This is a genomic window from Ruminiclostridium papyrosolvens C7 (assembly GCF_000421965.1).
GTDB lineage: Bacteria > Bacillota > Clostridia > Acetivibrionales > DSM-1351 > Ruminiclostridium > Ruminiclostridium papyrosolvens_A.
Map to the genome: position 1 here is coordinate 24142 of NZ_ATAY01000063.1, position 26425 is coordinate 50566.

At 38.1% G+C, this 26425-nt stretch carries 29 protein-coding genes and 1 pseudogene; 4 read left to right on the forward strand and 26 right to left on the reverse strand.

Features of this window, described 5'->3' with window-relative positions; genetic code table 11:
• The first annotated feature begins 154 nt into the window (after nucleotides 1-154).
• Genes L323_RS33270 through L323_RS33280 form a run of 3 tightly spaced genes read left to right on the forward strand, consistent with a single transcriptional unit; the run spans nucleotide 155 to nucleotide 3069 of the window.
• Nucleotides 155-1243, forward strand: a complete 1089-nt coding sequence (locus L323_RS33270; protein WP_020815987.1) for a FecCD family ABC transporter permease — start codon at nucleotides 155-157, stop codon at nucleotides 1241-1243.
• Nucleotide 1244: 1 nt separating this feature from the next.
• The gene (locus tag L323_RS33275; RefSeq protein ID WP_020815988.1) at nucleotides 1245-2006 is read left to right on the forward strand and encodes an ABC transporter ATP-binding protein; all 762 of its coding nucleotides are present in this window, start codon (nucleotides 1245-1247) and stop codon (nucleotides 2004-2006) included.
• 10 nt (nucleotides 2007-2016) lie between these two features.
• Nucleotides 2017-3069: an ABC transporter substrate-binding protein gene (locus tag L323_RS33280; protein WP_020815989.1), complete on the forward strand. Its 1053-nt coding sequence runs from the start codon at nucleotides 2017-2019 to the stop codon at nucleotides 3067-3069.
• A gap of 42 nt (nucleotides 3070-3111) precedes the next feature.
• Here the strand turns inward: L323_RS33280 and rfbB are convergent, their stop codons facing one another.
• The 20 genes from rfbB to L323_RS33375 all read right to left on the reverse strand — a co-directional run bounded on the left by rfbB (nucleotide 3112) and on the right by L323_RS33375 (nucleotide 17985).
• Nucleotides 3112-4125, reverse strand: coding sequence for a dTDP-glucose 4,6-dehydratase (rfbB, locus tag L323_RS33285; protein ID WP_020815990.1), 1014 nt, complete (start codon nucleotides 4123-4125; stop codon nucleotides 3112-3114).
• 454 nt (nucleotides 4126-4579) lie between these two features.
• Entirely contained in the window at nucleotides 4580-4852 is a 273-nt protein-coding gene (locus L323_RS33290; RefSeq protein WP_020815991.1) for a hypothetical protein, read from the reverse strand.
• A 12-nt stretch (nucleotides 4853-4864) separates the two neighbouring features.
• The gene (locus L323_RS33295; RefSeq protein ID WP_020815992.1) at nucleotides 4865-5146 is read right to left on the reverse strand and encodes a hypothetical protein; all 282 of its coding nucleotides are present in this window, start codon (nucleotides 5144-5146) and stop codon (nucleotides 4865-4867) included.
• Between the two features lie 10 nt (nucleotides 5147-5156).
• Nucleotides 5157-5426, reverse strand: coding sequence for a hypothetical protein (locus L323_RS33300; RefSeq protein ID WP_020815993.1), 270 nt, complete (start codon nucleotides 5424-5426; stop codon nucleotides 5157-5159).
• Between the two features lie 24 nt (nucleotides 5427-5450).
• Entirely contained in the window at nucleotides 5451-5750 is a 300-nt protein-coding gene (locus tag L323_RS33305; RefSeq protein ID WP_131451053.1) for a hypothetical protein, read from the reverse strand.
• Nucleotides 5737-5940: a hypothetical protein gene (locus tag L323_RS33310; RefSeq protein WP_020815995.1), complete on the reverse strand. Its 204-nt coding sequence runs from the start codon at nucleotides 5938-5940 to the stop codon at nucleotides 5737-5739. Before L323_RS33310 ends, L323_RS33305 begins: the two co-directional genes overlap by 14 nt.
• A 201-nt stretch (nucleotides 5941-6141) precedes the next feature.
• Nucleotides 6142-6285 (reverse strand): hypothetical protein, encoded by a 144-nt coding sequence (locus L323_RS41405; RefSeq protein ID WP_020815996.1) that lies wholly within the window; start codon nucleotides 6283-6285, stop codon nucleotides 6142-6144.
• Between the two features lie 35 nt (nucleotides 6286-6320).
• A complete protein-coding gene (locus L323_RS33315; protein WP_020815997.1) occupies nucleotides 6321-6536 on the reverse strand; it encodes a hypothetical protein in 216 nt (71 codons plus the stop codon).
• 39 nt (nucleotides 6537-6575) lie between these two features.
• The gene (locus tag L323_RS41410; protein WP_165582687.1) at nucleotides 6576-6743 is read right to left on the reverse strand and encodes a hypothetical protein; all 168 of its coding nucleotides are present in this window, start codon (nucleotides 6741-6743) and stop codon (nucleotides 6576-6578) included.
• Nucleotides 6744-7100: 357 nt separating this feature from the next.
• Nucleotides 7101-7823: a tryptophan synthase subunit alpha gene (locus L323_RS33325; protein ID WP_020815999.1), complete on the reverse strand. Its 723-nt coding sequence runs from the start codon at nucleotides 7821-7823 to the stop codon at nucleotides 7101-7103.
• Nucleotides 7824-7988: 165 nt separating this feature from the next.
• Nucleotides 7989-9134 (reverse strand): iron-containing alcohol dehydrogenase, encoded by a 1146-nt coding sequence (locus L323_RS33330; RefSeq protein ID WP_020816000.1) that lies wholly within the window; start codon nucleotides 9132-9134, stop codon nucleotides 7989-7991.
• Between the two features lie 30 nt (nucleotides 9135-9164).
• A complete protein-coding gene (locus L323_RS33335; RefSeq protein WP_020816001.1) occupies nucleotides 9165-9953 on the reverse strand; it encodes a BtpA/SgcQ family protein in 789 nt (262 codons plus the stop codon).
• The gene (locus tag L323_RS33340) at nucleotides 9950-10708 is read right to left on the reverse strand and encodes a nucleoside phosphorylase (protein ID WP_031342165.1); all 759 of its coding nucleotides are present in this window, start codon (nucleotides 10706-10708) and stop codon (nucleotides 9950-9952) included. The genes L323_RS33335 and L323_RS33340 overlap by 4 nt, the downstream gene beginning before the upstream one ends.
• A gap of 8 nt (nucleotides 10709-10716) precedes the next feature.
• Nucleotides 10717-11670 (reverse strand): carbohydrate kinase family protein, encoded by a 954-nt coding sequence (locus L323_RS33345; protein ID WP_020816003.1) that lies wholly within the window; start codon nucleotides 11668-11670, stop codon nucleotides 10717-10719.
• Nucleotides 11670-12239, reverse strand: coding sequence for a cysteine hydrolase family protein (locus L323_RS33350; protein ID WP_020816004.1), 570 nt, complete (start codon nucleotides 12237-12239; stop codon nucleotides 11670-11672). The genes L323_RS33345 and L323_RS33350 overlap by 1 nt, the downstream gene beginning before the upstream one ends.
• Nucleotides 12232-13149, reverse strand: a complete 918-nt coding sequence (locus L323_RS33355; protein WP_020816005.1) for an ABC transporter permease — start codon at nucleotides 13147-13149, stop codon at nucleotides 12232-12234. The genes L323_RS33350 and L323_RS33355 overlap by 8 nt, the downstream gene beginning before the upstream one ends.
• Nucleotides 13150-13161: 12 nt before the next feature.
• Nucleotides 13162-14244 carry an ABC transporter permease gene (locus L323_RS33360; RefSeq protein ID WP_020816006.1) on the reverse strand — a complete coding sequence of 361 codons (1083 nt, stop codon included), beginning with the start codon at nucleotides 14242-14244 and terminating at the stop codon, nucleotides 13162-13164.
• A gap of 10 nt (nucleotides 14245-14254) precedes the next feature.
• Nucleotides 14255-15802, reverse strand: a complete 1548-nt coding sequence (locus L323_RS33365; protein WP_020816007.1) for an ABC transporter ATP-binding protein — start codon at nucleotides 15800-15802, stop codon at nucleotides 14255-14257.
• A gap of 32 nt (nucleotides 15803-15834) precedes the next feature.
• On the reverse strand, nucleotides 15835-17064 hold the full coding sequence (locus L323_RS33370; RefSeq protein ID WP_020816008.1) for a BMP family lipoprotein: 1230 nt from the start codon (nucleotides 17062-17064) through the stop codon (nucleotides 15835-15837).
• A gap of 192 nt (nucleotides 17065-17256) precedes the next feature.
• The gene (locus L323_RS33375) at nucleotides 17257-17985 is read right to left on the reverse strand and encodes a GntR family transcriptional regulator (RefSeq protein ID WP_020816009.1); all 729 of its coding nucleotides are present in this window, start codon (nucleotides 17983-17985) and stop codon (nucleotides 17257-17259) included.
• Between the two features lie 498 nt (nucleotides 17986-18483).
• On the opposite strand from L323_RS33375, the gene L323_RS33380 reads away from it, so the two are divergent.
• A complete protein-coding gene (locus L323_RS33380; RefSeq protein WP_020816010.1) occupies nucleotides 18484-19479 on the forward strand; it encodes a LysM peptidoglycan-binding domain-containing protein in 996 nt (331 codons plus the stop codon).
• Between the two features lie 152 nt (nucleotides 19480-19631).
• Here the strand turns inward: L323_RS33380 and L323_RS33385 are convergent, their stop codons facing one another.
• The 6 genes and pseudogenes from L323_RS33385 to L323_RS33410 all read right to left on the reverse strand — a co-directional run bounded on the left by L323_RS33385 (nucleotide 19632) and on the right by L323_RS33410 (nucleotide 26397).
• A complete protein-coding gene (locus tag L323_RS33385; protein ID WP_020816011.1) occupies nucleotides 19632-20558 on the reverse strand; it encodes an ABC transporter permease in 927 nt (308 codons plus the stop codon).
• Nucleotides 20548-21696: an ABC transporter permease gene (locus L323_RS41505; RefSeq protein WP_347498866.1), complete on the reverse strand. Its 1149-nt coding sequence runs from the start codon at nucleotides 21694-21696 to the stop codon at nucleotides 20548-20550. The genes L323_RS33385 and L323_RS41505 overlap by 11 nt, the downstream gene beginning before the upstream one ends.
• A pseudogene (locus L323_RS41510) lies at nucleotides 21685-23202 on the reverse strand (ABC transporter ATP-binding protein); the annotation flags it as partial. The pseudogene L323_RS41510 and the gene L323_RS41505, both read right to left, overlap by 12 nt.
• A 73-nt stretch (nucleotides 23203-23275) precedes the next feature.
• Nucleotides 23276-24364, reverse strand: a complete 1089-nt coding sequence (locus L323_RS33395; RefSeq protein ID WP_020816012.1) for a BMP family ABC transporter substrate-binding protein — start codon at nucleotides 24362-24364, stop codon at nucleotides 23276-23278.
• A gap of 650 nt (nucleotides 24365-25014) precedes the next feature.
• The gene (locus L323_RS33405; protein ID WP_020816014.1) at nucleotides 25015-25668 is read right to left on the reverse strand and encodes an HAD family hydrolase; all 654 of its coding nucleotides are present in this window, start codon (nucleotides 25666-25668) and stop codon (nucleotides 25015-25017) included.
• A 39-nt stretch (nucleotides 25669-25707) separates the two neighbouring features.
• Entirely contained in the window at nucleotides 25708-26397 is a 690-nt protein-coding gene (locus tag L323_RS33410; RefSeq protein ID WP_020816015.1) for an MgtC/SapB family protein, read from the reverse strand.
• Between the last annotated feature and the right edge of the window lie 28 nt (nucleotides 26398-26425).

Here is a 26425-nt window from a genome sequence, read left to right on the forward strand (position 1 = left end):
AAAGGCGTCTTTCATATGATTACATACGATAAGAGGTCTTATTATTTCATAAATGATAATTATTATCATTTAGCTTGACTTTTTCAAATATCATATGTTATATTTTATAAAGTTAGCATACGCTAACCACATTTAAGCCAACAAAAATAGTAATTTGAAGGAGGTGTTTTTAATAAAGAACAAACAATTATTTGAGATAAAGGGAATCTATTTCACCGCAGTAGTCTCCTTACTTGCTGCCATCATTTTCTCCCTGTGTTTCTCGGCATCGGTAGGACAAGCGGATGTACCACTGAAACAAACTTTCAACATTCTGATTAACAAAATAACAGGCGGTGCTTTCGGTTCACTTGAAAATATACCAAAAGCTTTTGTTAACATAGTCTGGCAGGTTAGAATTCCAAGAATTCTTTTTGCTGTTTTTATAGGAACAGCTCTTGCAGTCAGCGGTGCCGTTATGCAGGCAATAGTGCAGAACCCCCTTGCAGACCCGTACATATTAGGTATTTCATCAGGCTCTTCTTTAGGAGCAACATTTGCTATTTTAATTGGCTTCGGGGGTGGAACAATTTTTTCACAATTCGGTTTAACATTCAGTGCCTTTTTGGGTGCAGTACTTGCCTCTCTTGCAGTTCTATTGCTATCAAGCGTGGGCGGGCGGATGACGTCAATGAAGCTGGTGTTGTCGGGTTCGGTTATTAGTGCTTTATTCAGTTCATTTTCCAGTATTATTGTCTATTTTTCCAATAATGCTGAGGGTATGAAAAACGTTACCTTTTGGGCTATGGGAAGTCTCGCTTCATCAGGCTGGAGTAAGGTACCTGTTCTAGCCCTTGTGGTAAGCGTCGTAACCGTATTTTTTCTATTCCAGCATAGGATACTAAATACCATGCTTTTAGGTGATGAGGCTGCAACGACACTAGGTATCCCTCTTTCAAAGTACAGAAGATTTTATATGCTGCTTACTTCTCTGTTAACGGGAGTTGTTGTTGCGTACTCTGGAATGATAGGCTTTATTGGTCTTATTATCCCTCATATTGTCAGAGGCTTTATCGGTTCTGACCACAAACGTATGCTGCCTATGACTGCATTGATAGGCTCACTGTTTTTAATATGGGCGGATGTGTTATCCAGAATAATTGTAGAAAATGTGGAGTTACCAATCGGTATTATTACCTCTATCATAGGAGCACCAATGTTTATCTATATTATTGTAAAAAAAGGCTATAACTTTGGAGGATAGTATGGAGCTTAATGTTCAAAATCTTCGTGTGTCAATCAATAAAAAAGAAATCGTAAAAGATGTTTCCCTGAGGGTAAAAAACAAGCAATTTGTAGGGATTATCGGTGCAAACGGCTGCGGTAAGTCCACTATGCTGAAAAGTATCTACAAAAGTCTGAAACCCCAAGGAGGTTCAGTGTTTTTAGATAATATTGATTTGCTGAACACCCCCCCGAAAAAAGTATCTCAGAAAATGAGCGTAGTGGGCCAGTTCAATGAAATTAGTTTTGATCTGACTGTCTTTCAAATGGTCATGCTTGGACGAACCCCACACAAAAAACTTCTGGACTCCGATACAGAAGAAGATATTGACATTGTCCACCGTGCAATAGGACAAACCAATCTGACGGAATATATGGACAGAAGCTATTTAACACTTTCCGGCGGCGAAAAACAACGTGTTATTCTGGCCCGGGCAATTGCACAGCAACCTTCTTTTTTAGTGTTGGATGAGCCAACCAATCATCTTGATATACGTTATCAATTGGAAGTTCTTCACTGTGTTAAAAATCTGGACATCGGTGTACTTGCGGCATTGCATGACTTGCAGATGGCGGCTGAATATTGTGATTATATTTATGCTATGAAAAAAGGCAAGATTATAGCACACGGAAAACCCAATGAGCTTTTTACTGAAGAGCTTGTAGCGGATTTATATGATGTTAAGTGCAAGATTTATGAAAACCCCGTTTCAAATAATTTAAGTTTTGTATATCAAATTTAGGAGAATCTTTATGAAAAAAATAACAACACTGTTTACAGCAATAATAATGACATTAACCTTTTTACTGACAAGCTGTGGAACTGAACCTGCTGCACAAAATTCAATTTCAGCCTCTGATTCTAAAGAAACAACCACTTCTTACCCCCTCGTTGTTAAAAACTATACTAAGGCAGAAGGAGGTACTGAATGGCTGGAAAAAGATATAACATTTGAGAAGGCACCCGAAAGAATAGTAGCTACAACACGTACCGCTGCTGAGTTTTTAATTCATCTTGGTCTCACGGATAAAATTGTTGGTGTGGGCGGTGTTTTCGGTATACCTGATGAATCTGTATCAGAAGAATTCAATAAACTTACCAACCTTGGAAAGTCATATATCAGCAAAGAGGTTGCAATGAGTGTAAACCCTGATTTTATTTTCGGAAGGGGCGGACTTTTTGACAATGCCGACTGGGGTGTGGGAACTGTTGACTCTTTGAATGAAATGGGTATAAATACATACGTAATGGAATCTTCCATAACCGGAGGCACGTTCGAGTCCATATACAAGGACATTGAAATGATAGGTAAAATTTTTGGTGTTCAGGAAAAGGCACAGGAATTTGCTGCTGAATTAAAAGCACGGCAGAAAACGGTACAGGATGCCCTTAAGGCTATAAAACAGGATAAAACCTTTGCATACATACACTCAAGCGAACCTGAAAGTTTATCCATTTATTCCGCCTACAATGAAACCTTCTTTAATGACATGTTCCGAATGCTTAAACTCCAGAATGTATTTGAAAAAGAACAAGGCGAAATCAGTGTTGAAGCCTTAATTGAGCAGAATCCCCATATCCTTGTGACATTGCACTGGGACACTGAAGGAGAAGCTGCAACTCAAAAGGATGAAAATGCCACCATTAATAATATTATGACAAACCCAAAACTTGAAAGTTTGGATGCTGTTAAAAATAAGCAGGTGTTTGTTGCCAACTACAACCATTTATTTGGCTATAGCTATCAGAGTCTGGACGGTTTGGAAAAACTTGCAAAAGAGCTTTACCCTGAGCTGTTCCAATAGTAGTTCTTCAAAAATCCCCCTTTCCGAGTAGAACTTAAAACTCTACCGGGGGGGATTTTTAAGGACTTTATCCAACCATTTTTTATTATCCAGATACCACTGTATGGTATTATCAAGTCCATTATGGAAATCAACCGATGGATTCCACCCCAATTTCTCCCGTATTTTTTTAGTACTGATACTGTAACACAGGTCTGATGCCTTTCTGTCCTGTACATGCTGAATCATATCTTCCCGAACTTCACCTTTTATATAAGTTAAAATCTTATCTACCACAAATCGGTTATGATATTTTTTCTCTGTAGCTATATTGTAAACTTCGCCGGGTTCACCCTTATGTAAAACCAGGTCTATTGCCCTGCAATTGTCTTCAACATATATCCAGTCCCTCAGTTGCATACCATCACCATATACCGGAAGTTTGCGATTGTCCATGGTATTATGTATCATCACCGGAATCAGCTTCTCCGGGTATTGGTAAGGGCCGTAATTGTTTGAGCTTCGAGTAATATTCACAGGAAAACTGTATGCATCCCAATAGCATTTTACATAGAATTCAGCAGCTGCCTTGCTGCAAGAATATGGATTATGAGGGTTCAAAGGAGCTTCTTCGGAACAACATTCAGTACAGGAGCCATATACCTCATCTGTGGATATTTGCAAAAACCTGACCCCATCAATATATTCATTCTCCCTGATTTCCCATGCTTTCTTGGCAATATCCATCAAGTTTACGGTTCCCGTTATATTGGTTTCAATAAATTCCTTTGTGCTGGTCATGGAGCGGTCTACATGGCTTTCTGCTGCAAAATTGACTACATAGTTAATTTTATGTCTATTAAATATCTCTTTTATTTTCTCATTATCACATATGTCATAGCAATAAAACTTATAGTTTGTTTCATTAATTAAGACTCCTGCTAAATTATCCGGGTTACCGGCATAAGTAAGCTTGTCTACATTTATTATAAAAATGTCTTTGTGGGTTTTTAACATATATCTTATAAAATTAGAACCTATAAATCCCGCTCCGCCAGTTATTAAATAAGTTTTCATACTAAATTCTCCTTTTACAATTATAATTTAGCATAAAGGTCTTTATATAGAAAGCAGATATTCATTATTCAACAGAAAAGCAACGAATATATTAGTTGTATATATTATTTTTTTATCTGCTCCGGGAATTTGTAAAACGGTGATAGTGAAATGCACCAAAAATGTTAGGCAAAATACCATTGGGGAGTACAGATGAAAATATACCTAATCAGTGATTCTTCTATTACATTTTGAGTAAGGTTAGTCAAAGAACATGGAAACTAAATTTTATACAAAAAGCAACAAAATCATAAAAAATACTCCTCTATGGTTAATACTTAATTTTTTAACCATAAAAGAGTATTTCCTACGTAGCTTTTACAACTATTTGCATTTTTTGTTTGCGTTGTCATGCTCTGTATATCGCATAAAGGTTAGACCGCACCGGATTCTCTCCCTTTACGTCCGGATATATTTATCTTTTTAGAATACCCAACACGTTTATACCCGATTTAACTTCAATTGTGTCAAAGCAATGTCCGTCAATATGTATTTTACCATTTTTGTCAATGCTAATGTCTATATCCAGGTCATCCATATTAACCTTTTCCAAAACATATGGTGATACAAATATAAACAAAGAATTAATCTGTACCGGAGATACGTTGTCAGTACCAACCAAATTAGCTTGATTGGAGGCGTTTATTAGAAAATTATAGGATTTTTTTTGGCTTTCAGAAACTTCCACCTGAGTCCCTCCCTATTCATCACTATCTGTTATTTTTTTATCTGAATAAATACATATATTATCTATATCTATATCATTATTATTTTCTTCGTCAATATTAACAATCTCAATTTCACCTGACTTACTAATACTTATTGACAAAGGGATATCTTTAGAATTGTCATTACCTTTCTCAAGGTACTCTCTACCCATTATTATTATAAAATTAAATTGTGACAGGTGAGATTTGAATGCCTTAGTATAATTCGCTTGGTTCGAAAGGTTAAGTAGTGTTGAAACCTTTTTATCGCTCATCTGCTTCACCTTAACCTTTCATTTTGAATTCTTTAATTAATTCATCGAATTTCTCAGTTCTTTCTTTTTTTGATAGAGTGTTGTCACAACGTAATTGGTACATTTGCTCTATCAGTTCAAAATGGCCTTTTTTTTTATCATCTTTATTTAGTTGAATATTGAAGCTCCTGGTACTTATACATGCAGAATCAGTAGTAAATTTAATCCCATTTTTATCTGGTTCGTCATTTTGAATGGAATCGCTGCTATCATACAATGTATCTTCTTGTCCTTCAAACATATGTTTAACCTCCCTTTATACTATCTAGAATTTCACAGCAGTTGTCTGACTCTTGTTGGGCGTGTGAACATCTGTTAATACAACTGTTTCTCCTTTAGCTGCCTTCTTGCTTGCATCAATCATTCTTTGAGTATCTTCTCCCTTATTAACAACATTGTGTTTTTCCGCACTAATATAGACCCCTTTGAATTTATCCTGATTCTGTTCATCATATAACTCACCGTCTATATATATTTCACCGCTTTTGCTTATCTGAATTTTGGAAGGTTTTCCGTTTATCCTTTTCTTTAATGTTATTGCAATCCTATCGTTATTTTGGTTCATTTTCATCACCATCCTCAAATATCTTATTGTCATTTGTTTTTATTGACAAATGAGACTGAGTAATTACAGAATTCGCAGATAGAGTCATATTTGATTGGTGATTTACGTTTAATTGATCTACCTCATTAGCTCTCATATCAACTTCAGCCTGTTTTTTCATATTAATTGGATTACTATCTACATCATTCATAATGTATGCATGCTCCTATATGAATTTTCTCTATATCCATATTTATGATTATTAAGTGTCAAAAGTTCTTATATGATTGAAATACTTTTAATAAAATACCAAAGAGAAAATATTCTCCTAATAACTAAGAGAGTTTTCTCCTTGGATTTTTTTAAAATATTAAGATATTAAACTATTAAATTATTAAAATTCAATAATTATTTAGTCCTCTTCCTCAGCTTCAGCTACTGCTATCTGGAATTCTTCCACTTCCTGTTCTACTTCAAGATAAGAGCTTAAGGTAACGTTTGCATTTAAGCTCAAATTTTTCTGGTTTACTGCTGCTGCTTTAAATAGATCTCCCATAATTAATACGCTCCTTTATTTTTTTATATATTTACTCAAGATTTACTAGCTAAAAATGTTTTGAATTTCTCAAGCTTTGTTACTTCTTCACTGGAATTCTTAACGTTGTAAAACCTTTCTACAGTGCTCATAGTATCAGATTTTACTTCAGGCTCCTCAAAATCAATGGAAACTTTTTTGTATGAGAAACTATATGGGTCAATTTTTTTAGAATTTATGGTCAGACCATCTTTACCATATCCAACTTTCAATTGATTCTACCTCCTCTCTTTATAGTTTCCTTGTAGCATCTAGCAGTCCTCTTCCTCAGCTTCAGCTACTGCCAACTGGAATTCTCTCACTTCCTGCTCTACGCAAATATAAGCATTTAACGTTACGTTGGCATTCAGGCTCAAGTTTTTCTGGTTAACTGCTTGAGCTACAAAGGCATCACCAGTTACAGTGTTTGGTTTTGACATGATTTTCACTCCTTTCAGTCCTATATTAAAATCGCAATAAGGAACTTCCGAATATGCAGGCAAAAGAACCTTTTTTATCTCCATCAGCATAGTACCGCATAAATCAAAAGATATTGCTTTTTAATATATAATATGTAAAATATTCGAAAGTTGTTACTTATGTTAACCATATCATTAGAAAGTATTTTGTATTGTAAAATGATAAAAAAGTTTATAGAGTTACCACGCTTTCTTTCATAGTTTCTTTGGTACTCACTGGATGAATCAAATACTATAATATTGATTTATAACACACAACAAAAAACCATGTATAAGGTGATTACCCCTATATACATGGTTTTTTTAATTTACATTTGTTTATTCGTTGCAGGTTTTTTTAAATAAAGCAATTGTATCTTTCATTTTTGGTATATCCGTATGAAGCTTCAGAACTGTACTTCCTACAAAGACTCCATCAGCTCCTGCTTCTTTCGCCATTTTTATGTCTTCAGGTGCGTATATGCCTACACCGCAGTATATCTCCCTTTTTATTCCAAGACTCTTCAAATGGTCTATACAATCCTTCAGGGTTGGGAATTTAGGATTAACATTGTTGGTAGTCGGCTTGGCCTGCATGTAAACAAATCCGTTGGATTCTACTGCTGCCTGAATTTCATTTTCATCCATGTGGAATTGAACGTAGCATGAAATCTTTATTCCGTTGGCAATAAGCTTGCTTTTAACTTCCTGATTGTCTTTTCCTACATATATGAGGTCCTTCATGTTGTTATCAACACAGAATTTAATAAAACGGTCTACACCAATCTCAAGAATTGTATTTTCATAGGACAACAATATAAATTTAGTATTGGGATGACTGTTTTTTATCTCTACAATTCCATCCATATATTTGTCGTAATCATTGCAGGCTGTAAGAGCCTCTTTCATCCTATTTGCTATATATTCCCCTTCAAGGTACGGGTCAGAGGAAGGAAAATCCACTTCAATTATATCACAGCCTGCGTCAATATAGTCCTTAGCCATTGTTATACTGGACTCTATTGTTGGGTATCCGTTGGATAAATAACATATTAGTTTCACATTAAGCCTCCATAAGCCTTACGGCATAATCATTTTTTACTCTTGTTTCCCGGTGGTACTTACTTATTAAGTTTAGAGTATATTAATTAGTTTACATAAAATTCTTTAATGAGCTGCAAATTCACCAGAATAATTTCATACCAACCGGGAAATTCGAGTTGTTTTTTAATCTCTATATACTTTAATAAATAGTTCCTTAAGTTGTTCTATTGAAGGAATAACAGGATTAGTTTTAGTACATCCATCCTTTAGGGCCATTTCAGCCATTGCATCCAACTCATCTCTATATTTCTTTTCATCAGGTATCAGTTCTGCAAAATGACTTGGAATTCCGATGGATTTATTCAGCTCCCGGACAACATTTACTAAATTTTCTGCTCCCAACTCTTTTGCCAATTCATCATAGGAATTCTTTGCATCAGCATTATCTGAATTAAATTCCATTACATAAGGCAGTAACACCGCATCAGCAAGTCCGTGTGAAATTCCGAATAAGCTTCCCAACGTATGTGCCATAGAATGAACTATTCCCAGTGAAACATTGGTAAACGCCATTCCTGCAGCCATGGAGGCATTAATCATAATTTCTCTGAACCCGATATCATTTCCTTGGCTGCACGTCTTTGGAAGATTCAGAATAATATCCTTTGCTGCATTTTTTGCAAATATATTGCTAATATAATTAGCTCTGTTTGAAACAAGTGCTTCAAGTGCATGAGTCAATGCATCCATACCTGTTTCAGCCGTAATTTTTGCAGGCATCGTAACAGTAACCTCAGGGTCGCATATTGCGATATCTGGCATCATTTCCATATTTCCTACTCCATATTTTATATGGGTTTCGTCATCTGTTATTACCACAGAACGGCTGACTTCGCTGGCTGTCCCGCTGGTTGAAGGTATGCATACCAGAATAGCCTTGTTCCTTAGCTTTGGTACTGTATTTGGGGGTACAATGTCGTTGAGTGTTTTCAGCTCAGGGTGTTCATAATATACCCACATTGCTTTTGCCGCATCCATTGCAGAGCCGCCGCCCAGTCCTACAACTATATCGGGCTGGAACTGTTTCATTACTTCGGCACCATTGTAGACCGTACTGAATAGCGGATCAGGCTCAACACCTTCAAATACCCGACTTTCTATTCCGGCTTCTTTTAAGTAATCTGTTGTTTTTTGCAGAATTCCGCTTTTTTTCATGCTTGAGCCGCCGGTTACAATTACCGCCCTCTTCCCAGTCAGAGTCTTGAGGTGTGCAAGTGAACCCGCACCGAACATCAGTTGGCTTCCGGCAAGTTTCATTGGTCTCATCATATACATTCAGTCCTTTATTTTTAATTTACACTATACATTCAATGCATTAATTAACTCTGTGCAAAGTTCCAGAGACACTGGATTTTTTATATTTCCGCCCTCTTTCAGACTGGAACCGACTATGGCACCGTCTGCAATGCCAAGCTGCTCTTTTATATTGCCGGTTTTAACGCCGCTTCCGGCAATTACGGGTATATTGGTTACTTTCTTTACTCTCTTTATGATATCAATTGGAGTCTCAACCCCTATGTGAGTACCTGTTACGATAATTGCATCTGCTCCGCATGCTTCCGCAGCCCTTGCAGAATCCTCAATACTTACATGTGTAAGTACCATATGTGTGTGCTTTACCTGAATATCTGCAAGAATTTTCACATTTTCAGCGTCAAGATTCTTTCTGAATATCATGGCTTCTCTGGCACAAGGCTGTATAATTCCTCCGAAAAATTCTACTGTATCTACAAACACAGGGATTCTGACAAAATCAGCTCCAATTGCCTTTGCTATAGAAAATGCGGATTTGTAATCGTTCATTGCCGCATCAATACCGATTGGAATATTGACATTTTGAGCAACGACAGCACTTATAGCAGCAAGAGCACATGACTGTTCAATGTCAAGATTTACTCCAAACACATTGTCGCCCATATTTTCAATGATAATGGCATCCATTCCTGCCTTTTCAAGTGTTATTGCATCCCTTACAGCCTGGTCGGTTATTTTTTTCATATCACCGCAAAAGTCTGGTGTTCCGGGCAGTGCAAGACAATGTACCATTCCTATTACAAGAGCTTTTTCTTTAAATTCTAATCCCTTCATTTAGAAGCCACCTCCTTATCATATATAACAAGTCCATCCATCGCTATTTTGCATAAATCAATTTCTGATTGTTTTCTTGCGTCTCCTTTTAAGAAATCCTTCAGGTTTTCAAGAACAGTTGTCATTGTAACAATACAGGCCTTAATTCCCATAAGATTTGCGAGAACCAACATACAGCTTGATTCCATATCTACAGCAGATATATTGTATTTTTTGAGAGCAGTAAAGGTTTCGCTCATATCCCTCTGCATTTTTTCTGAAAGACGTGAATCTCTCATCTGGCTGTAGAAACCGTCCATTGTGCAGGATAATCCGTTTACATATTGCCTGTTATTTTGCAAAGTACTTTTATTCATACAGTTAATTAAATCAATATCTGCTACCGCAGGATAAGATACCGGCACATAAGTTTTGCTTGTAGCTTCCTCTCTCATTGAACCTGTAGGTATAATCAACTTGCCCAGCAAATCATCTTTTAAGCCCATTGTAGTTCCCATCCGCACGGCTACTTCCATACCGCACTGATACATTTCCTCCATTGCAATTGCAGCCGATGGTGCACCTATTCCAGTTGATGTTACTGTAATCCGAACCCCGTTGTAATAGCCTGTATAGGTGTTAAATTCTCTTGCAAATGCTATGTGTTTCACATCTTCCAACTGGCTTGCAACTGTCTCAACTCTCCAGGGATCTCCTGAAAAGAGAACGTATTTTGCTATATCTTCTTCCCGAGTTTTTGAGTATAAAGTCTCCATCCTATATATCACACTTCCTCTTTTATAAATTTTTCGAAACGCTCAAGAAATTCCTGTTCGGAAGGAGCATTAGTAGTACAGCCAACCTTTTCAATGATAAAGGATGAAAGTACACTTCCAAGGCTGCAACAGTCCTTTATATTTCTACCTTTCAGATAACCGTACAGGAAGCCTGCCATAAATGCATCTCCTGAGCCAGTGGTATCCACTACCCTTCCAAACTCTGCTGCTGTTATCCTATGGGATAAGATTCCATTTTCTGTCTTTTGGTAATAAACGCTTCCCTTCTTGCCCAGTGTTGTTACTATGATCTGTGCTGCTGTCTTATCAAACAGCTCCCTGATATCATTGAGTCCGAAAACCCTTTGTATCTCTCCCTGTTCACCTTCGTTACAGAATATAATACTGCTGGAGGAGAGAACCTCTTTGAAGAATTTTTCAGGGAAAGCGTCAAAATCACATTTCATTCCAAAAACCAGAGAAACTTTTTCAGCCATACACTGTTTATAAAATTCAAGATTATCCTCATATGACCCAACAGTCATAACACCAATCTGTGACTGTCTGAAAAACTCCGGATTCATACCTTTCGCATACTTTTTGTCCATAGCTCCGGGATAAAAAATAGTAACGTGGTTATTTTCCGAATCCGCTATAAGATAACAGTTTGAAGTTGTTTCATTTGGAACTATCTCAACTGCATCCATGCATACACCTGCGTTTTGGAGATAATCATAGAATCCTGTTTCCCTGTAGTCTTCTTCTCCTACTCTTATAACAGGAAGAGACTTCATATTAAGCTTTGCCATAAGATAGGCAATGTTTGTGGAACACCCTCCGTACTGAATCCTTGCATTATCACTGTTTTCTACCAGTGAAGTATATCCGTATCTTAAAGGAGTTGTTGTTTTTATAATTCTGTCCAAACTGACATATCCGTTTATTACAACATCATATTTCATCAGACCATCTCCCCTTTGTCCAGGAGATCGAAAAGCTCCTGTGAAGTCACTACCTTGCCTAAATATTTCTTTATGTCAGTCAAATGAACCTGATTCACCGTCTCGTCATTGGTTGCCACGCAGTCTGATACCACTATTGGAGTATAATCAAGATAGTAGGCGTCTGTAACTGTTGCCCTGATACAGCAGTTAGTTTTAGTACCAACTATTATGACATTTTGAATTTTATTTTCTCTTAGTACCATGTCAAGGTCAGTAGCAAAAAAACCACTGTAGCGTCTTTTTTTAATAACATAATCCTTCACCGGGTCAACCGTAAGCATTGGGTCAATTTCATCTCCCCCGGTGCCTTCAATACAGTTTGGACGCATGTTAACCAGATTTTTATCGAATTTATCCTTTCTGTTGCTGTGCCTCAGAAAGATAACGAGCAAATTATGTTTCCTGCATTCATCAAGAACTTTTTTTATTTTTGGTAATATTTCAAGGTTTTGAGGGTAGAACACCAGCCCTTCGGGGTCAGTGAAATCCTTTACCATGTCTACAATAATGAGTGCTGTATTATTCAAGCTTAAACCCCCTTATATTAGTACGTCGTTTCTCAATAGCCGAAACCGCAAACAATACTATAACAATCATCAGGTATGGTACTATTTCAAACAGGCCTGATGCCGGGCCTGCAAACAAAGCAAGGTTTATGGCCAATGACTTTGCAAGTCCGAAAAGAATTGCGTACATAGCCGACTTAATCGGCTTGGCTTGTCCGCAATATATCGCAGCTATTGCGATAAAACCTCTTCCCGCTGTCATATTATTGGTAAACAGGGCCATTCTTTCAACTGCCAGATTGGCACCTGCCAAACCGCAGAGAGCAGCTCCTATAAGCACGGCAATGTACTTAATTGCAGCACTATTGATACCAACGGATCTTGCAGCTTCTTCATTCTCACCGACAACCCTTACGTAAACACCGAATTTTGTGTTATACATAATTACGGTGACAACAGCAATTAGTATAATACTTAAATAGGTAATCGCTGTGTGTCCGCTTAAAAGTGAATTTAGTATTGGTATATCCTTTATAACGGGTATACTTATTTTTAAGCCTGCCGTGTTAACAATAGAACTGACATTGATATTAGCCATTTCCATGTATTTAAGAACAAATGAACTCAAGGCTGCGACAAAAATATTTATACCGAAACCTGTAATGATAAAGTTACTTTTCATTGTGATGCCAAAGAACGAAAAGATTAGTCCCAAAACAAGTGTACATAAAACACTTATTAAAATTCCCAACCACAAGTTCCCCGTAATCAGAACAAACAGTGTACTACTGAAAGCACCCATAAGCATCATACCTTCAAGTCCGATGTTAAGGACGTTTGCCTTGTGTGCAAATAATCCACCCAGTACGGCAAGAATCAATGGAGCACTATGATAGATCATGTCATACAAAATGTTATTCAATAAGCTCATAATCATCTACCTCTATTTATTAAAGTCTGTACTTGAAGACTTCTTCCATAATAATTTAACTTTCTCAAACAAATAAAACTTTTCATTAAAGAACTTTACAGATAGTAGCAGTATCAAAATACCCTGAATAACACCTACAATATCCTTTGGAACATTGGTAAATACGCCGATATAGTCGCTTCCGGTTTTCAGAGCTGCATAGAATACAGCCGCCACCAGAATTCCTACAGGATTATGGCTGCCCAGAAGTGCAATCAGCATACCGTCCCAGCCCAATCCCGGACTTCCGGAAAAATCAAGAGTAAATCGATATTTCTCGCTCATGAGAAATCCGGCACCTGCCAATCCGCTAATGGCACCACTTATAAGCATAATGATAATAATTTTCTTGCTTACATTCATACCTGTGGCTTCTGAAAACTCAGGGTTCTTACCGATAGCTTTTACTTCATATCCAAGTTTTGATTTATTGAAAACTATATACATGATTCCAAAAACTATTAGTGCTATAAAGAAGAATACTGTAAGATTAGAGCCGAATATTTTTTTAAACATTGCACTTTCCGCTATTGGATAGGTTGAAACATACCCGGATGCCGGGTCTTTGAAAACTCCCTGAGAAAGAAACTTTACTATTTCAACAACCACGTAGTTGAGCATGAGTGTTACAACCATCTCATTTACATTAAAGTATGCCTTAAGCAGTGCAGGGATAAGTGCAAAAAGCATTCCCACAACAATACCTGTCAGTACACACAATGTAATATGGAGTACCGGGGGTAACCCCTTTACGGTAAAGCCTACAACTCCGGCAAAAAACGCACCCAATACCGCCTGACCTTCAACACCCATATTAAAGATATTCGCCTTAAAAGTTATTGCAATTGCAAGACCGGTTAATATTAAAGGAGCTGCAAAGTGCAAGGTTTTTAAAAGTCCGTCCAGGCTAAAGAGAGATTTTTTAATCATTACGGAATAGGTCAAAAAAGGATTTTCACCTATTGCAGCAATTATTATCCCTCCTAATATAAGGGCACTGATTACCGGAAATAAAACATTAAATATATTTTTTAAAAGTGTATTATTTTTCTTCATAATTTCCCTCTTATTCTAAGGATAGTCCCGCCATTAGCAGTCCAATTTCAGTGCTGTCGGCCTTTCTACCTTCAACTTCCCCTACAATACGCCCTTTGTACATAACTATTATCCTGTCGCTCAGGTTCATTATCTCACTGAGTTCGCTGGAGACAAGCAAAATGGCCTTGTTTTCACTTCTCAGTTCAAGAATCTTATTATGGATAAATTCTATAGAGCCTATATCAACACCGCGGGTAGGCTGGCTTACTATGAGTACCTTTGGGTCAGAGTCGAACTCTCTTGCCACAATTATCTTCTGTGCATTTCCCCCGGACAGCTGTGATACATTTCCGTTCTTTTCAGCTACTCTGATATCATATTTTTCTATAAGCTTGTTGCTGGTATTTTCAATTTCGTTTTTAAGCAGGATTCCATTTCTGCATACCTTCTTATTACCGTGATACCCGGCTATAATATTCTCAAAGATTGTCATATCCTTGCACAGTCCCTGGGCATATCTGTCTTCGGGAACTATTCCGATACCCGCTGAACGCAGGCTACTTGGCCATTTATTTGTTATATCCTTATCATATAAGCGAACTGAACCTTCCGTTGATTCCATCAATCCCGAAAGAACTCGTACCAACTCACTCTGTCCGTTCCCTTCTACCCCTGCAACTCCTAAAATTTCACCTTCTTTTATTTCAAAACTTATATCCTCAATTACTTTCTTTCCGAAGTTATCCCGAGTGGATAACTTGCTTACGGAGTAGGCAACCTTATTCCCGCTTACATCCTTATCTTCCTTGCTTACATTCAGTATTACTTCACGTCCAACCATCATTTTAGCTATTTCAGCCGAGCTTGTGTCTTTCGTTGCTTTACTTCCCACAACCTTGCCTCGTTTTATAACTATAACCTTGTCGCTGACTTCCATTACTTCACGGAGCTTATGTGTTATGAGTATAATAGTCTTTCCCTGATTTTTAAGTTCTTTGAAGCTTAATAAAAGCTCGTCCACTTCCTGAGGAGTAAGAACCGCAGTAGGTTCGTCAAATATAAGAATATCTACATTACGGTAAAGCATTTTTAAAATTTCTACACGCTGTTTTGCTCCTATGGAAATGTTCTCAACAATATCGTCCGCTTTAAGCTCAAATTTGTAATCCTCAATTATCTTCTGAACTTCTTTTTTCTCAAAGTTTTTGTTTATAATGGGAGTCTTTAACTTAATTTTTTGAGATATGTTTATCTTTTTGTTTTTTTCCACTCCAAGTAATATGTTTTCAAAAACAGTCAGGCTGGGCACCAGCTTAAAATGCTGATGCACCATACCCAGGCCACAATTAATGGCATCTAATGAAGAACCAAATGAAACCTTTTTTCCATTAACTAAAAGTTCCCCGCTTGTAGGACGCTGAAGTCCGAAAAACATATTCATGAGAGTTGTTTTTCCAGCCCCGTTTTCTCCAACTATTGCGGTTATTTCGCCTTTACCGATGGTAAGGTTTATATTATCGTTAGCAACAAAATCGCCATATTTTTTGGTTAAATTAACAGCTTCTATTGCATACATATTGCCGCCCTCATTCTGGTTTATTTTTATTTTTAGTCGTTAGGCATTTTTAGATTTGCAAGCTTAGTTTTTTCAAATTTTTCTCCTGCCTGAGCATTTGTAACCTTGATTTCACCGCTTGCTATCTTTTCAGAGATAGCCTGAAGCTGACCCTTTATTTCGTCCCATTTAGCTTTTCCGTCAGCTGTAATCTTTGACTCGATAACACTTAAATCAGTGATTCCTGTCGCACCTGAAGAAAGGTTGTAGCTCAATACTTTTCCGTTAACCTTATCCATAGCATTATCCTTAAAGTTCTTTGCTATTTCGTAAACAGGTACTTCTGTGTTCTTTAAAACACTTGTAAGTATGTTTCCGGGTTGGTTTGCGTCCTTGTTGGCATCAACTTCTATTGAAAGCTTTTTAACTTCTTTAGCTTTTGCGTCTACTCCATCACCTACAGCTCCTGCAACTGCGTATACTATGTTTGCACCATCAGAATAGTATGTGTTAGCTTTTGTTGCACCGGCAGCTGAATCACTGAAACCTGCGTTATAATCACTGTAGAAGGTATAATTTACGTTAAGTTCCTTAGCTACATAGTTAATACCCTCTGCAAAACCGTATCCGAATACTGTGATACCATTCGATTTTGATCCTCCAAGGAAGCCTACTTTTCTTCCTGCATCACCTGAAGTAAATGAATAATCTGCGCTGTTAAACAGCTTTGCAGCATTTTCGTTAACTAATGTAGCTAATGCACCTGCCATAAAAGATGCTTCGTGAACATCAAAGAGAACTGAAACAACGTTTTTATGCTTTACGCTTCCGTCATCATTTACGTTTGGATTATCATTGAATATTACAAATGTAGTGTCCGGATATTGTTCGGCAATTGGCTTGCTTCCTCCAACTCCCTTTATTAAAGCATCAAAGTTGTATTCAAGACTGAAAATAAGCTTGTAGCCAGCACCTGCTAATTGTGTCAAGCTGCCTGGTATATCAGTAGTTTCAACAACCTTATAATTCATTTCCAAATCATTCTTTGCTTTTTCAAGACCTGCTATTGCCGACTGGTTATAACCCTTGTCATTAGGTCCTGCAGCAGAAGTAATCAGTGCTATTCCAGGGCCTAAATCGGCAGTACCGGAACTTGAATTTGCAGCATTAGTACTACTGGCAGAGGAATCACCAGCTTTGGAATCAGAACAGCCTGTAAAAACCATTGATACCAGCATAATTAGTGCGAGCAGAAAAGACAGCTTTTTTGTAATTTTTTTCATGTTGACCTCTCCTCCGAAAATATTGTGTAATAGATTTGATATATTAGTTTTTCAGAAGCCTAAGTCGCGATCTTAGAGCTTCTTTTTATAAAAGCCATGGCATAATTGATTTTTGAGTGTAGAAAACTAAGCCACAGCATATTATCTTACTTGGCATTTTTACTTCTTTTTTCACTTGTTCGAATTTAAGAATTATTCGTGTATTTGATTAATGTAAAATTTAAATTTGTCCGACCTGTAGAAGCTTTTAAAAGATTCTATCGGTATCTCTCTTCCATTTACCATTCCATATGTTATAGCCTTAAATAAAAGTACAGGCTCTCCCTCTTTTACCTGAAGCTCTCTGGCAACCTCATCAACCGCCAATACTGCCTCAATGGTTCTTGTTGCTTTTGTAATTTTTGTACCGTATTTTGTTTCAAGTACTTTGTAAATGGAATCAACTCCAAAATCATAGGTGTCTATTAAGGGAAATAACTTACATGGTAAGTACGCGGTTGTCAGGTTAACAGGTTCATTGTTTGCATAATATACACGCTTAACTTCATATACCTTGTCCCCCTGACTAAGCTGCAATTTTCTGAGCATAACTTTGTCAGCCTCAATAACCTCCGACCTCAGAAGCCTCTTCGAAGGGGTCATTCCCAACTTTAATATATCTTGAGTACAACTGGTTATTGAAATCAAATCCTGATCCAGAGTATCTTTTTTAACGAAAGTTCCCTTACCCTGAATGCGATAGAGATATCCCTCGTTAACAAGATCATCTATAGCCTTTTTTACAGTTATCCTGCTCAGGCCAAAGATACCCATCAGTTCTCTTTCACTTGGAATAAGGCCATCGGGGCCGATTTCCTCATTATTAATCATTTCTACTATTTTCTGTTTCACCAAATAGTATTTAGGTACCATTCCGCTCACGATTATCCCCCTTGAATGTCCTTGTTATTATAATATTATATTGTTATGTTGATATGTCCACTTACATAATATATTATATATAGCCAAAAGTCAACATGATTCGACATAAATTTTATGTGCATTTTCACTATTGACCGTACTAATAATATTACATAATATAGTATCCGTTTTTATGCTGTTTCTATAACTTTTTATGCAATGCAGTATTTAGAAAAATCGAGTTTCTACCTTAGGATTCAGAATAAATAATATCTATTTTTTTACAATATTTCTTAAATTTCATCAATAATCCTCATATTAATCCAATATATTACTTGAAAAACTAGTAATGCGTTGGTATAATTATCCTATTGCATGGTGAAAATCAGTATTTTAAAATCTATAAACTTCTATTTTAATTCAAACGCAACAATTCATACATACTCGAGGGGAGGATAATTTAACCAAAGAGGAGTTATCGAACACCAATGCAAAATTTTATTTTTAGGGGTTAAAAATATGAGGATTACAAAAAACATTTCTTTGGCAATGATAGTGTCATCTGCCTTATTGGTATTCTCTACAATCCCGTCATTAGCTTCAGAAGTTCCTACAGACAAGTATACTTATACATTGTCCGGTCAAGTCGGAACTCAGTCAGAAACAATTGAATTTGAAAACAGTGACGGAGCACAAGCGTATAATGTTATTCTTGTTCAAGGAGGCACTGAAATTAAATTTACGCCTAAAGAAAAAATGTCCGCAGCAGTAAGAGCGTATGATCCCGATGGTGGATATTCAGGAAATTTAATGTGGACAATAGACGGTTCTGAGGAAGCTGTAACTGAAATCGAGGCAAATAAAACAGCTACTGCAACTCTTGTCAAAAACTTTTGGGGCCTACCTAATCCTTACTACGTATTAAGTTTTGGTACCGGTAATGATACTACTAAAATTGTTTATAAGATTTCTGAAGGTACAGCTACTCCTACGCCAACACCTAAGCCTACTCCTTCTCCATCTACACCAACACCTAAGCCTACTCCTTCTACATCTACAACTACACCAAAGCCAGCTCCTTCTACATCTACAACTACACCAAAGCCAGTTCCTTCTACATCTACAACTACACCAAAGCCAGTTCCTTCTACTTCAAATGCTACATACAAGGTGCAACAGGGAGATACGTTGGCAACCATTGCATTAAACAATTATGGAAGCTATAAATATCATACAAAAATATATAATGCAAACAAAGCACTATTCAAGAAAAATAACAACCGTGTGGTTGTTGGTATGACACTTGTTTTACCAAAAGACGGATTGCTGCCTGCACTCAAAATCGGAAGCAGAGATAAAGTTTATACCGTAAAGGCAGGAGATACACTCGGTAAGATTTCAGCTAAGTTTTACGGTGACTCAAGCAAATATAAGAAGATATACGAGGCAAACAAGGATAGAATTAAAAATCCAAACATGATTTATGAAGGACAGAAAATCGTAATAACAAAATAAGTAATGTCTTTTAAATCATAACATAAATACAGACCCTATAATGAAGACAGTTAAAAATGGCACATAGCCGGAAGTTTAACTTTCTCTCAGGTTATAGGGTCTTTTTTTGTTAAGTCATGACCACCCTTAAAACGGGCAATGTCGTCAACTTTTCACCTGGTTCCTTTTTCATAAGGTATTCCGTCCGCTTTCGGCATTACCGAGCGCCCCACAAACAAAACAAGTACAATAATGGTTGTAATATAGGGCAGCATGGATAATATCTGGGATGGTATCCGGACCTTGTCTCCGCCCAGTAGTACCACAAGTGCCTGTGAAAGTCCGAAGACCAGACATGCGCCATATGCTCCTTGCGGCGTCCATTTTCCGAATATTACCGCAGCAAGTGCAATAAAGCCCTGACCGGATATGGCTGTAGCGGAGTAAAGTGACACCACGGCAAGTGTCATAGCCGCACCTCCGAATCCGGAAAATACACCTGAAAGGATAACGCATAAGTATCTTATTGTTGAAACGCTTATGCCCAGCGAATCCGCAGCCGCGGGATGCTCACCTACAGACCGTATCCTTAGTCCCCACTTTGTCCTGTACAATACGAACCAGATCGTCAGCATAAGTATAAATGCTATTATTACAGTTGTATCCATGTTGAGCAGTGAAAGTACCGGATGTTCCCTTGAATTTATTTTACCAAATATTTTGGGTATCTTTTCAGTTACTGGCTTAGTCATGGTTGCTCCTTGAAAGAAAAGCCTTGAAAGAAATAGGGAAAGACCCAGCCCGAGAAAATTCATGGCAATACCTGATACCGTCTGATTTGCTTTAAACGATACGGCCGCAACAGCATGCAGCAGGGCAAGCATGCCCCCTGCTAAACCGGCTGATAAGAATCCGAGCCAGGGATTAGATGTATAATAACCGACAGTAGCACCTGTAAATGCACCTATGGTCATCATTCCCTCTATACCAAGATTAATAACACCTGCACGTTCGGAGATAACTCCGCCCATAGAGCCGAAGACCAGCGGTGTTGAATACATCAGGGTTATACTTATTGCCAGCAATATGCTATTTAACACTATCAACACCTCTCTTCCTGAGTCTGTCCGCTATCAGCGGGAATATTGTCGCCAATGCCACAAAGAATACAATTGTGCCTATCATTATACTGATTATTTCTGACGGAGCCCCGATATCCGATTGTATTGAGCCGCCTCCGTAAAGTAAACCGCTGAAAAACAATCCTGCAAAAATACATCCTACAGGCGAGCTTCCTGCGATGAGTGCGACAGAGAGACCATTCATGCCATTTCCTTCAAATGCAGAAAGTGTAGAAATTCTGTGAGGGTCGCAGCCTGTAATCTGCATAGCACCTGCAAGACCGGATATAGCTCCGGCTATAACCATGGACAGGATTATTTTCGAAGTCACATTCATGCCGGAGAATTCTGCTGCATCTCTGTTGAAGCCTACTGCACGGAGTTCAAAGCCTTTAGTGGTTCTGTAAAGAAAAAATGTAACCAGTATTACGACTATTATGGCTACCAAGATGCCGTAATTCAGATTGGTCCTGAGTAATATCTCCTGTACGACTGGGTGTTCCTTCATCCATGCAATGCCCTGTTTGGAGGTTTTCCATTGTTGTAGCACCATCGTATACGTCTGAGCATGTACTTCGTACGTGGCCTCAGCATTGGGTTTTTTCAGTCCGGGTAGCGTAATTATAAAATTATTCATATAAAGTGCAATCCAGTTAAGCATAATGCCTGTTATTACCTCATGAATACCGAAGCGCCCCTTAAGAAGTCCTACCAATCCACCATAGATAGCTCCTATCGTAATAGCTGCTATAATAACGACCAATATCTGGAGGGGACCTGGAAGATTCAGCTTATACCCTAGTACTGCCGCAGTTATAGCACCCATAATGTACTGTCCCTCAGTTCCGATGTTGAACAGACCTGTTTTGAATGCAAAGGAGACACTTACGGCAGTGAGGATTATAGGTGTAGCTTTAATTATGGTATTTGAAATATATTTCGGTTTTGAAAATATGCCTCTGAACAGGGAAGCGAATGCATCTATCGGATTGTATCCTGCAATTGCAAGAACTATAGCACCCACAACGAATCCCAATATAATAGAAAGAAAAATTCCGGTCAAGGGCTTTTTAATAATCCTACTTATATGCTCCATTTTTTTACCCCCTCCTGCCATAATTAGTCCGATGGTATTCTCGTCCGCCTCTCCCCGACTGAAAGTGGCTACGATTCTTCCGTCGTAAAGGACAGCGATTGTATCCGAAATATCCATAATTTCATCAAGCTCAAAAGATATCAGTAAAACAGCCTTGCCCTCATCGCGCTGACTTACCAGCGATTTGTGCACATACTCGATTGCTCCTACATCCAGACCTCTGGTAGGCTGTACCGCAACAAGGAGCTCAGGATCGTTAGTTACTTCCCTGGCAATAATGACCTTTTGCTGGTTTCCTCCTGAAAGAGCTCTCACTTTCGTGTCTTTACAGTCCGAAGGTCGTACGTCGAAACGTTCTATACAACCTTTTGCAAATGAATATATGGATTTGTAATACAGTATTCCGGAACGGGAAAAAGGCTTCTTGCCATAGTTTTCCAGTACAAAGTTTTCTGCTACTGAAAAATCTAGCACTAAGCCTCTTTTGTGACGATCTTCGTGAATGGTGCAAAGCTTGTTATCCAATACATTCCTTGGAGTTGTGTTTTGTATTTCTTTACCGTGTATCTTTATCTTTCCGTTTTTAACTTTTGACAGACATGTAATAGCTTCCACCAATTCCTTCTGGCCATTACCGTCAATACCTGCAACTCCCACGATTTCGCCCTTTCTTACTGAAAGAGAAAGGTTCTCCACCCTGTCGATGCCTCTATTGTCAGCAACCGTGAGATTATCGATTTCAAATATAACCTCTTCCGGTTTCGCAGGCTTCTTCTTGATATGTAGATTCACATGGTGTCCGACCATCATAGACGCAAGCTGCATTTCATCAACATCGCTTACGTTCAATGTGTCTATGTACACTCCTCTTCTGATTATAGTGCATACATCCGAGGATTCTTTTATTTCCTTCAATTTATGTGTAATAATTATTATTGTCTTGCCATCGGCTATAAGGTTATGCATGATAGTGATCAGATCCTGAATTTCTTGGGGAGTTAATACAGCAGTTGGTTCATCAAGTATCAGTATTTCGGCTCCCCTGTAAAGTGCTTTCAGAATCTCAACTCTCTGTTGCATTCCAACTGTAATATCCTCAATTTTTGAGTCCGGGTCAACATGCAACCCGTATTTTTTGCTGAGCTCAAAAATATCTTGCCGTACTTTTTTATTGTCAATGACTCCGACTTTGTTTGTGACTTCTTTGCCAAGAATAATATTCTGTGACACAGTAAAGTTCTCAACCAGCATGAAGTGCTGGTGTACCATTCCTATGCCGTTTGCAATAGCCACATTTGGATTTTTTATATTCACTTTATTACCTTTAAGGAAAATCTCTCCGCTGCTGGCCTGGTACAATCCGTAAAGAATATTCATCAGGGTTGATTTACCTGCACCGTTTTCCCCCAGCATTGCGTGAATAGTGCCTTTTTTAATATCAAGGCTGACCTTGTCCAGAGCACAAAAATCGCCGAAGTATTTTGTAATGTTACGCATTTGCACTGCAAACTGTCCACTAATGTCCATAGTTACCCCCATGCTTTTAGTTGGTAAATGCAACAGGTTGGGGGAAGTTCATCCCCCCTGATTTAAATGAATTTTATTTGAGTGTACTTATGTAGTTGTCGAATGTAGCCTTATTGTATGGAATGTTGATTGATTCATCCTTTATTTTTCCTTCAATCACCTTGGCATCTGTCAATACTTTCTGATCCACATTAGGATTTTTTTCGGGAATGCCAACACAGCCTTCCTTCATACCAAACACCTGTGTGGTTCCACCAAGTTCCTTACCATCCTTTACTTGTGTTGATACGAGATCCATCGCCTTGCCGACAAGCTTCATAGCGGATATAAGAATATTTTTCGGAGCCAGATGGCTCTGGTCCCTGTCAACTCCTATAGCAAACTTGTTGGCTTCCTTGGCTGCTTCAATAACTCCAATGCCAGCACCACCAGCCGCATGGAATACAATATCGCAGCCCTTGGTATACATAGAAGAAGCTATGGCCTTACCAACCGCCTGATCTGCGAAGCTGTTGGCATACTGGACATTAACTGTAATATCCTTGCCGAGTTCCTTGGAAGCGTAAGCAACACCTGCTCTGTAACCAAATTCGAACTGGTCGATAACATCGCCCTTAATACCGCCTACAAAGCCAACCTTGTTTGTCTTTGTGGTTTTAGCAGCAATGTAGCCTACCACAAAGGATGGCTCCTGTGCCCTGAACACAACACCTATGACATTGGAAGGTGTCTCTTCTCCATAGGAGTTATCAACAATTGCATAGGTCTTGTCAGGATATTGGGAAGCCGCGGTCTTTATTGCATCCGCCATGGCATAGCCTATACCCCAGATGAGGCTGCTCTTCTGGTCGGCCAGCTTGTCTAGATTCGTTCCGTAATCGCTTTCCTGCTTCGATTCCAGATAGGAAATAGATGCATTTGTTTCTTTACTGAACTTCTGAAGACCTTCCCAGGCAGACTGGTTGAAGGACTGGTCGTTGATCCCGCCGACATCAGTTACCATACCTACTGCAAAGGATGAAGCAGCCGCACTGCTTTTAGGGGTTGAATCACCTGTGGAAGTGCCGGAAGTCGAATTGCTTTTGTCTGTTGTACTGCCTCCGCAGGCAGCAAGTGATACTATCAATGCCAGAGTTAAGATACTTGATAATACTTTCTTCATTTTTTCCCTCCTAAAAGAATTGTTGTATTTATATACAGCGAAAGTAACACTCATGAGCTCATTCCGCTACATACCACTGATAAGTCCCCATGTTCTGCTGATACTCCGGTCCGAAACCGTAAGACAGAAGTTCTTCTAATTAAGAGTTATATATTATTAATAAATAGAGCTTTTAAAAGATAGAACAGAGATTTCAAGAAGATTTAAATAGATAACAGGGTTAAAAGCCATCGGGCACCTCCTCGCATTATTCGGCGGTTCTCTAAAGATCACCCACAGCCACCACCCCCGAAAATATCTCTGCAATTCTAAACTTATCTTCGCCCGGTTCTTCTTCAACAGTTTACCTCCTACATTTAAAGTAAGATTCAGATGATGAAGCACATTATAAAAACATAAGCCTACCATTTTTATACCATATATTACATCGTATGTAAACACATGTAATATACGGGGCTCGATTTTACATCAAATTCACACTAATATTTGTTCAACAATTGAATTATATAAGAATTTTATAAAGAATTAGGCTTTAGAGATGGCTAACATGATGGCATATGGCGGTAATTTAACTTTGATAAAAAAAATTAAGATGGTATGAACCATCTTAATTTAGTTTATAGGGTCTTTCTTGTTAAATTATAATAAACTTAAATATAATCCTTTATCTGCCCGAGCTCTTGAATAATGGCATCAGCCAGGAAAAGATCCTGATTTCCCGATGTGGGATTTCTATAACCAATACATGATATGCCTGCTGAAACCGCTGCCCGAAGTCCGGAAGTTGAATCCTCTATAGCAATTGCGCTGTCCTTAGGTATTCCGCTAATAGAAAGTACTTTTTGATAAATATCAGGGCTTGGTTTCTGAAACTTTACTTCATCTCCTGTAACAGAGTAATCGAAATATCCGCTTAATTGGAAAATATCCAGTACACGACTGACGTAGTACCTGTTAGAGGATGAAGCAATTGCTGTATCGTAATTATTTTTACTGAGTTCAGTCAACAGCTTCTCAAGTCCTTTTGTAGGCTGTATTTTTTCTTTTTCCACATAACCCAGAATCAGATTAAACTGGCGCATCTCCAATTCTTGCGGATTTGCATTCAGATTATTTTCTTTTATGACTTTAGTCCACAAGTCCCTGTTGGGCTTACCGACGTATTCTTTCAGATTAAATGTCTCATTAAGTCCATAGCTTTGTAAAATTTCCAATTTTGCACGGTAATGCAGAGGTTCACTGTCAAATATAACTCCATCTACATCAAAAATAACCAAATTGATTTTACGTTTCTCCGTATTCATTTATCACCAGACCTCTTTACTTTTTTATATTTACATAAATTAGATTTCATGAATACAGTTCAATGCCGCTGCATGGCTAAGAGATTGTAAAACCTCTGTATGCGGACGGTTTTCCTTCGATTGTACGGAAAGGAGGACAGACATTGCCTTTTTCTCCTCACCTTTGTTCTTAACAATTTGAACATCCATGACATCAATAGAGTTTTTCTTTGCCAGACTGAGAAATGAACCCAATCCCAGTGAGTTTTCAAATTCCAGATATAGATGCAGTAAATTGGACTTCTTACGCATCATATTATCCATCTTATGTAAAATAGTCATGACGAAGAATATAGTAGTACCGCCCAAAATTGCACCTTCGTAAAAACCAATACCAATTGACAAGCCGATGCAGGCCGAAGCCCACAAACCGGCAGCAGTAGTCAAACCTCTGACTTGGTTCCTCCCGGTGATGATTATTGTTCCGGCACCCAGAAATCCAATGCCGCTAACAACCTGAGCCCCTAATCTGCCGATATCTCCGGTATGATATGTTTGGTAAATGTATTGATTTGTCATCATAACTATTGTTGAACCCAGACATACAAGTATGTATGTACGAAAGCCCGCAGGGTGGCGTTTACGTCCCCTTTCAAAGCCAAGAATTCCGCTGATTACTACAGAAAGAAAAATACGTACGCAAATGGAAAGAACATTTACATCTTTTAATATGGCTAATTGACTAATCAATCCGTAAATCACCTTCTTATCTATTGCC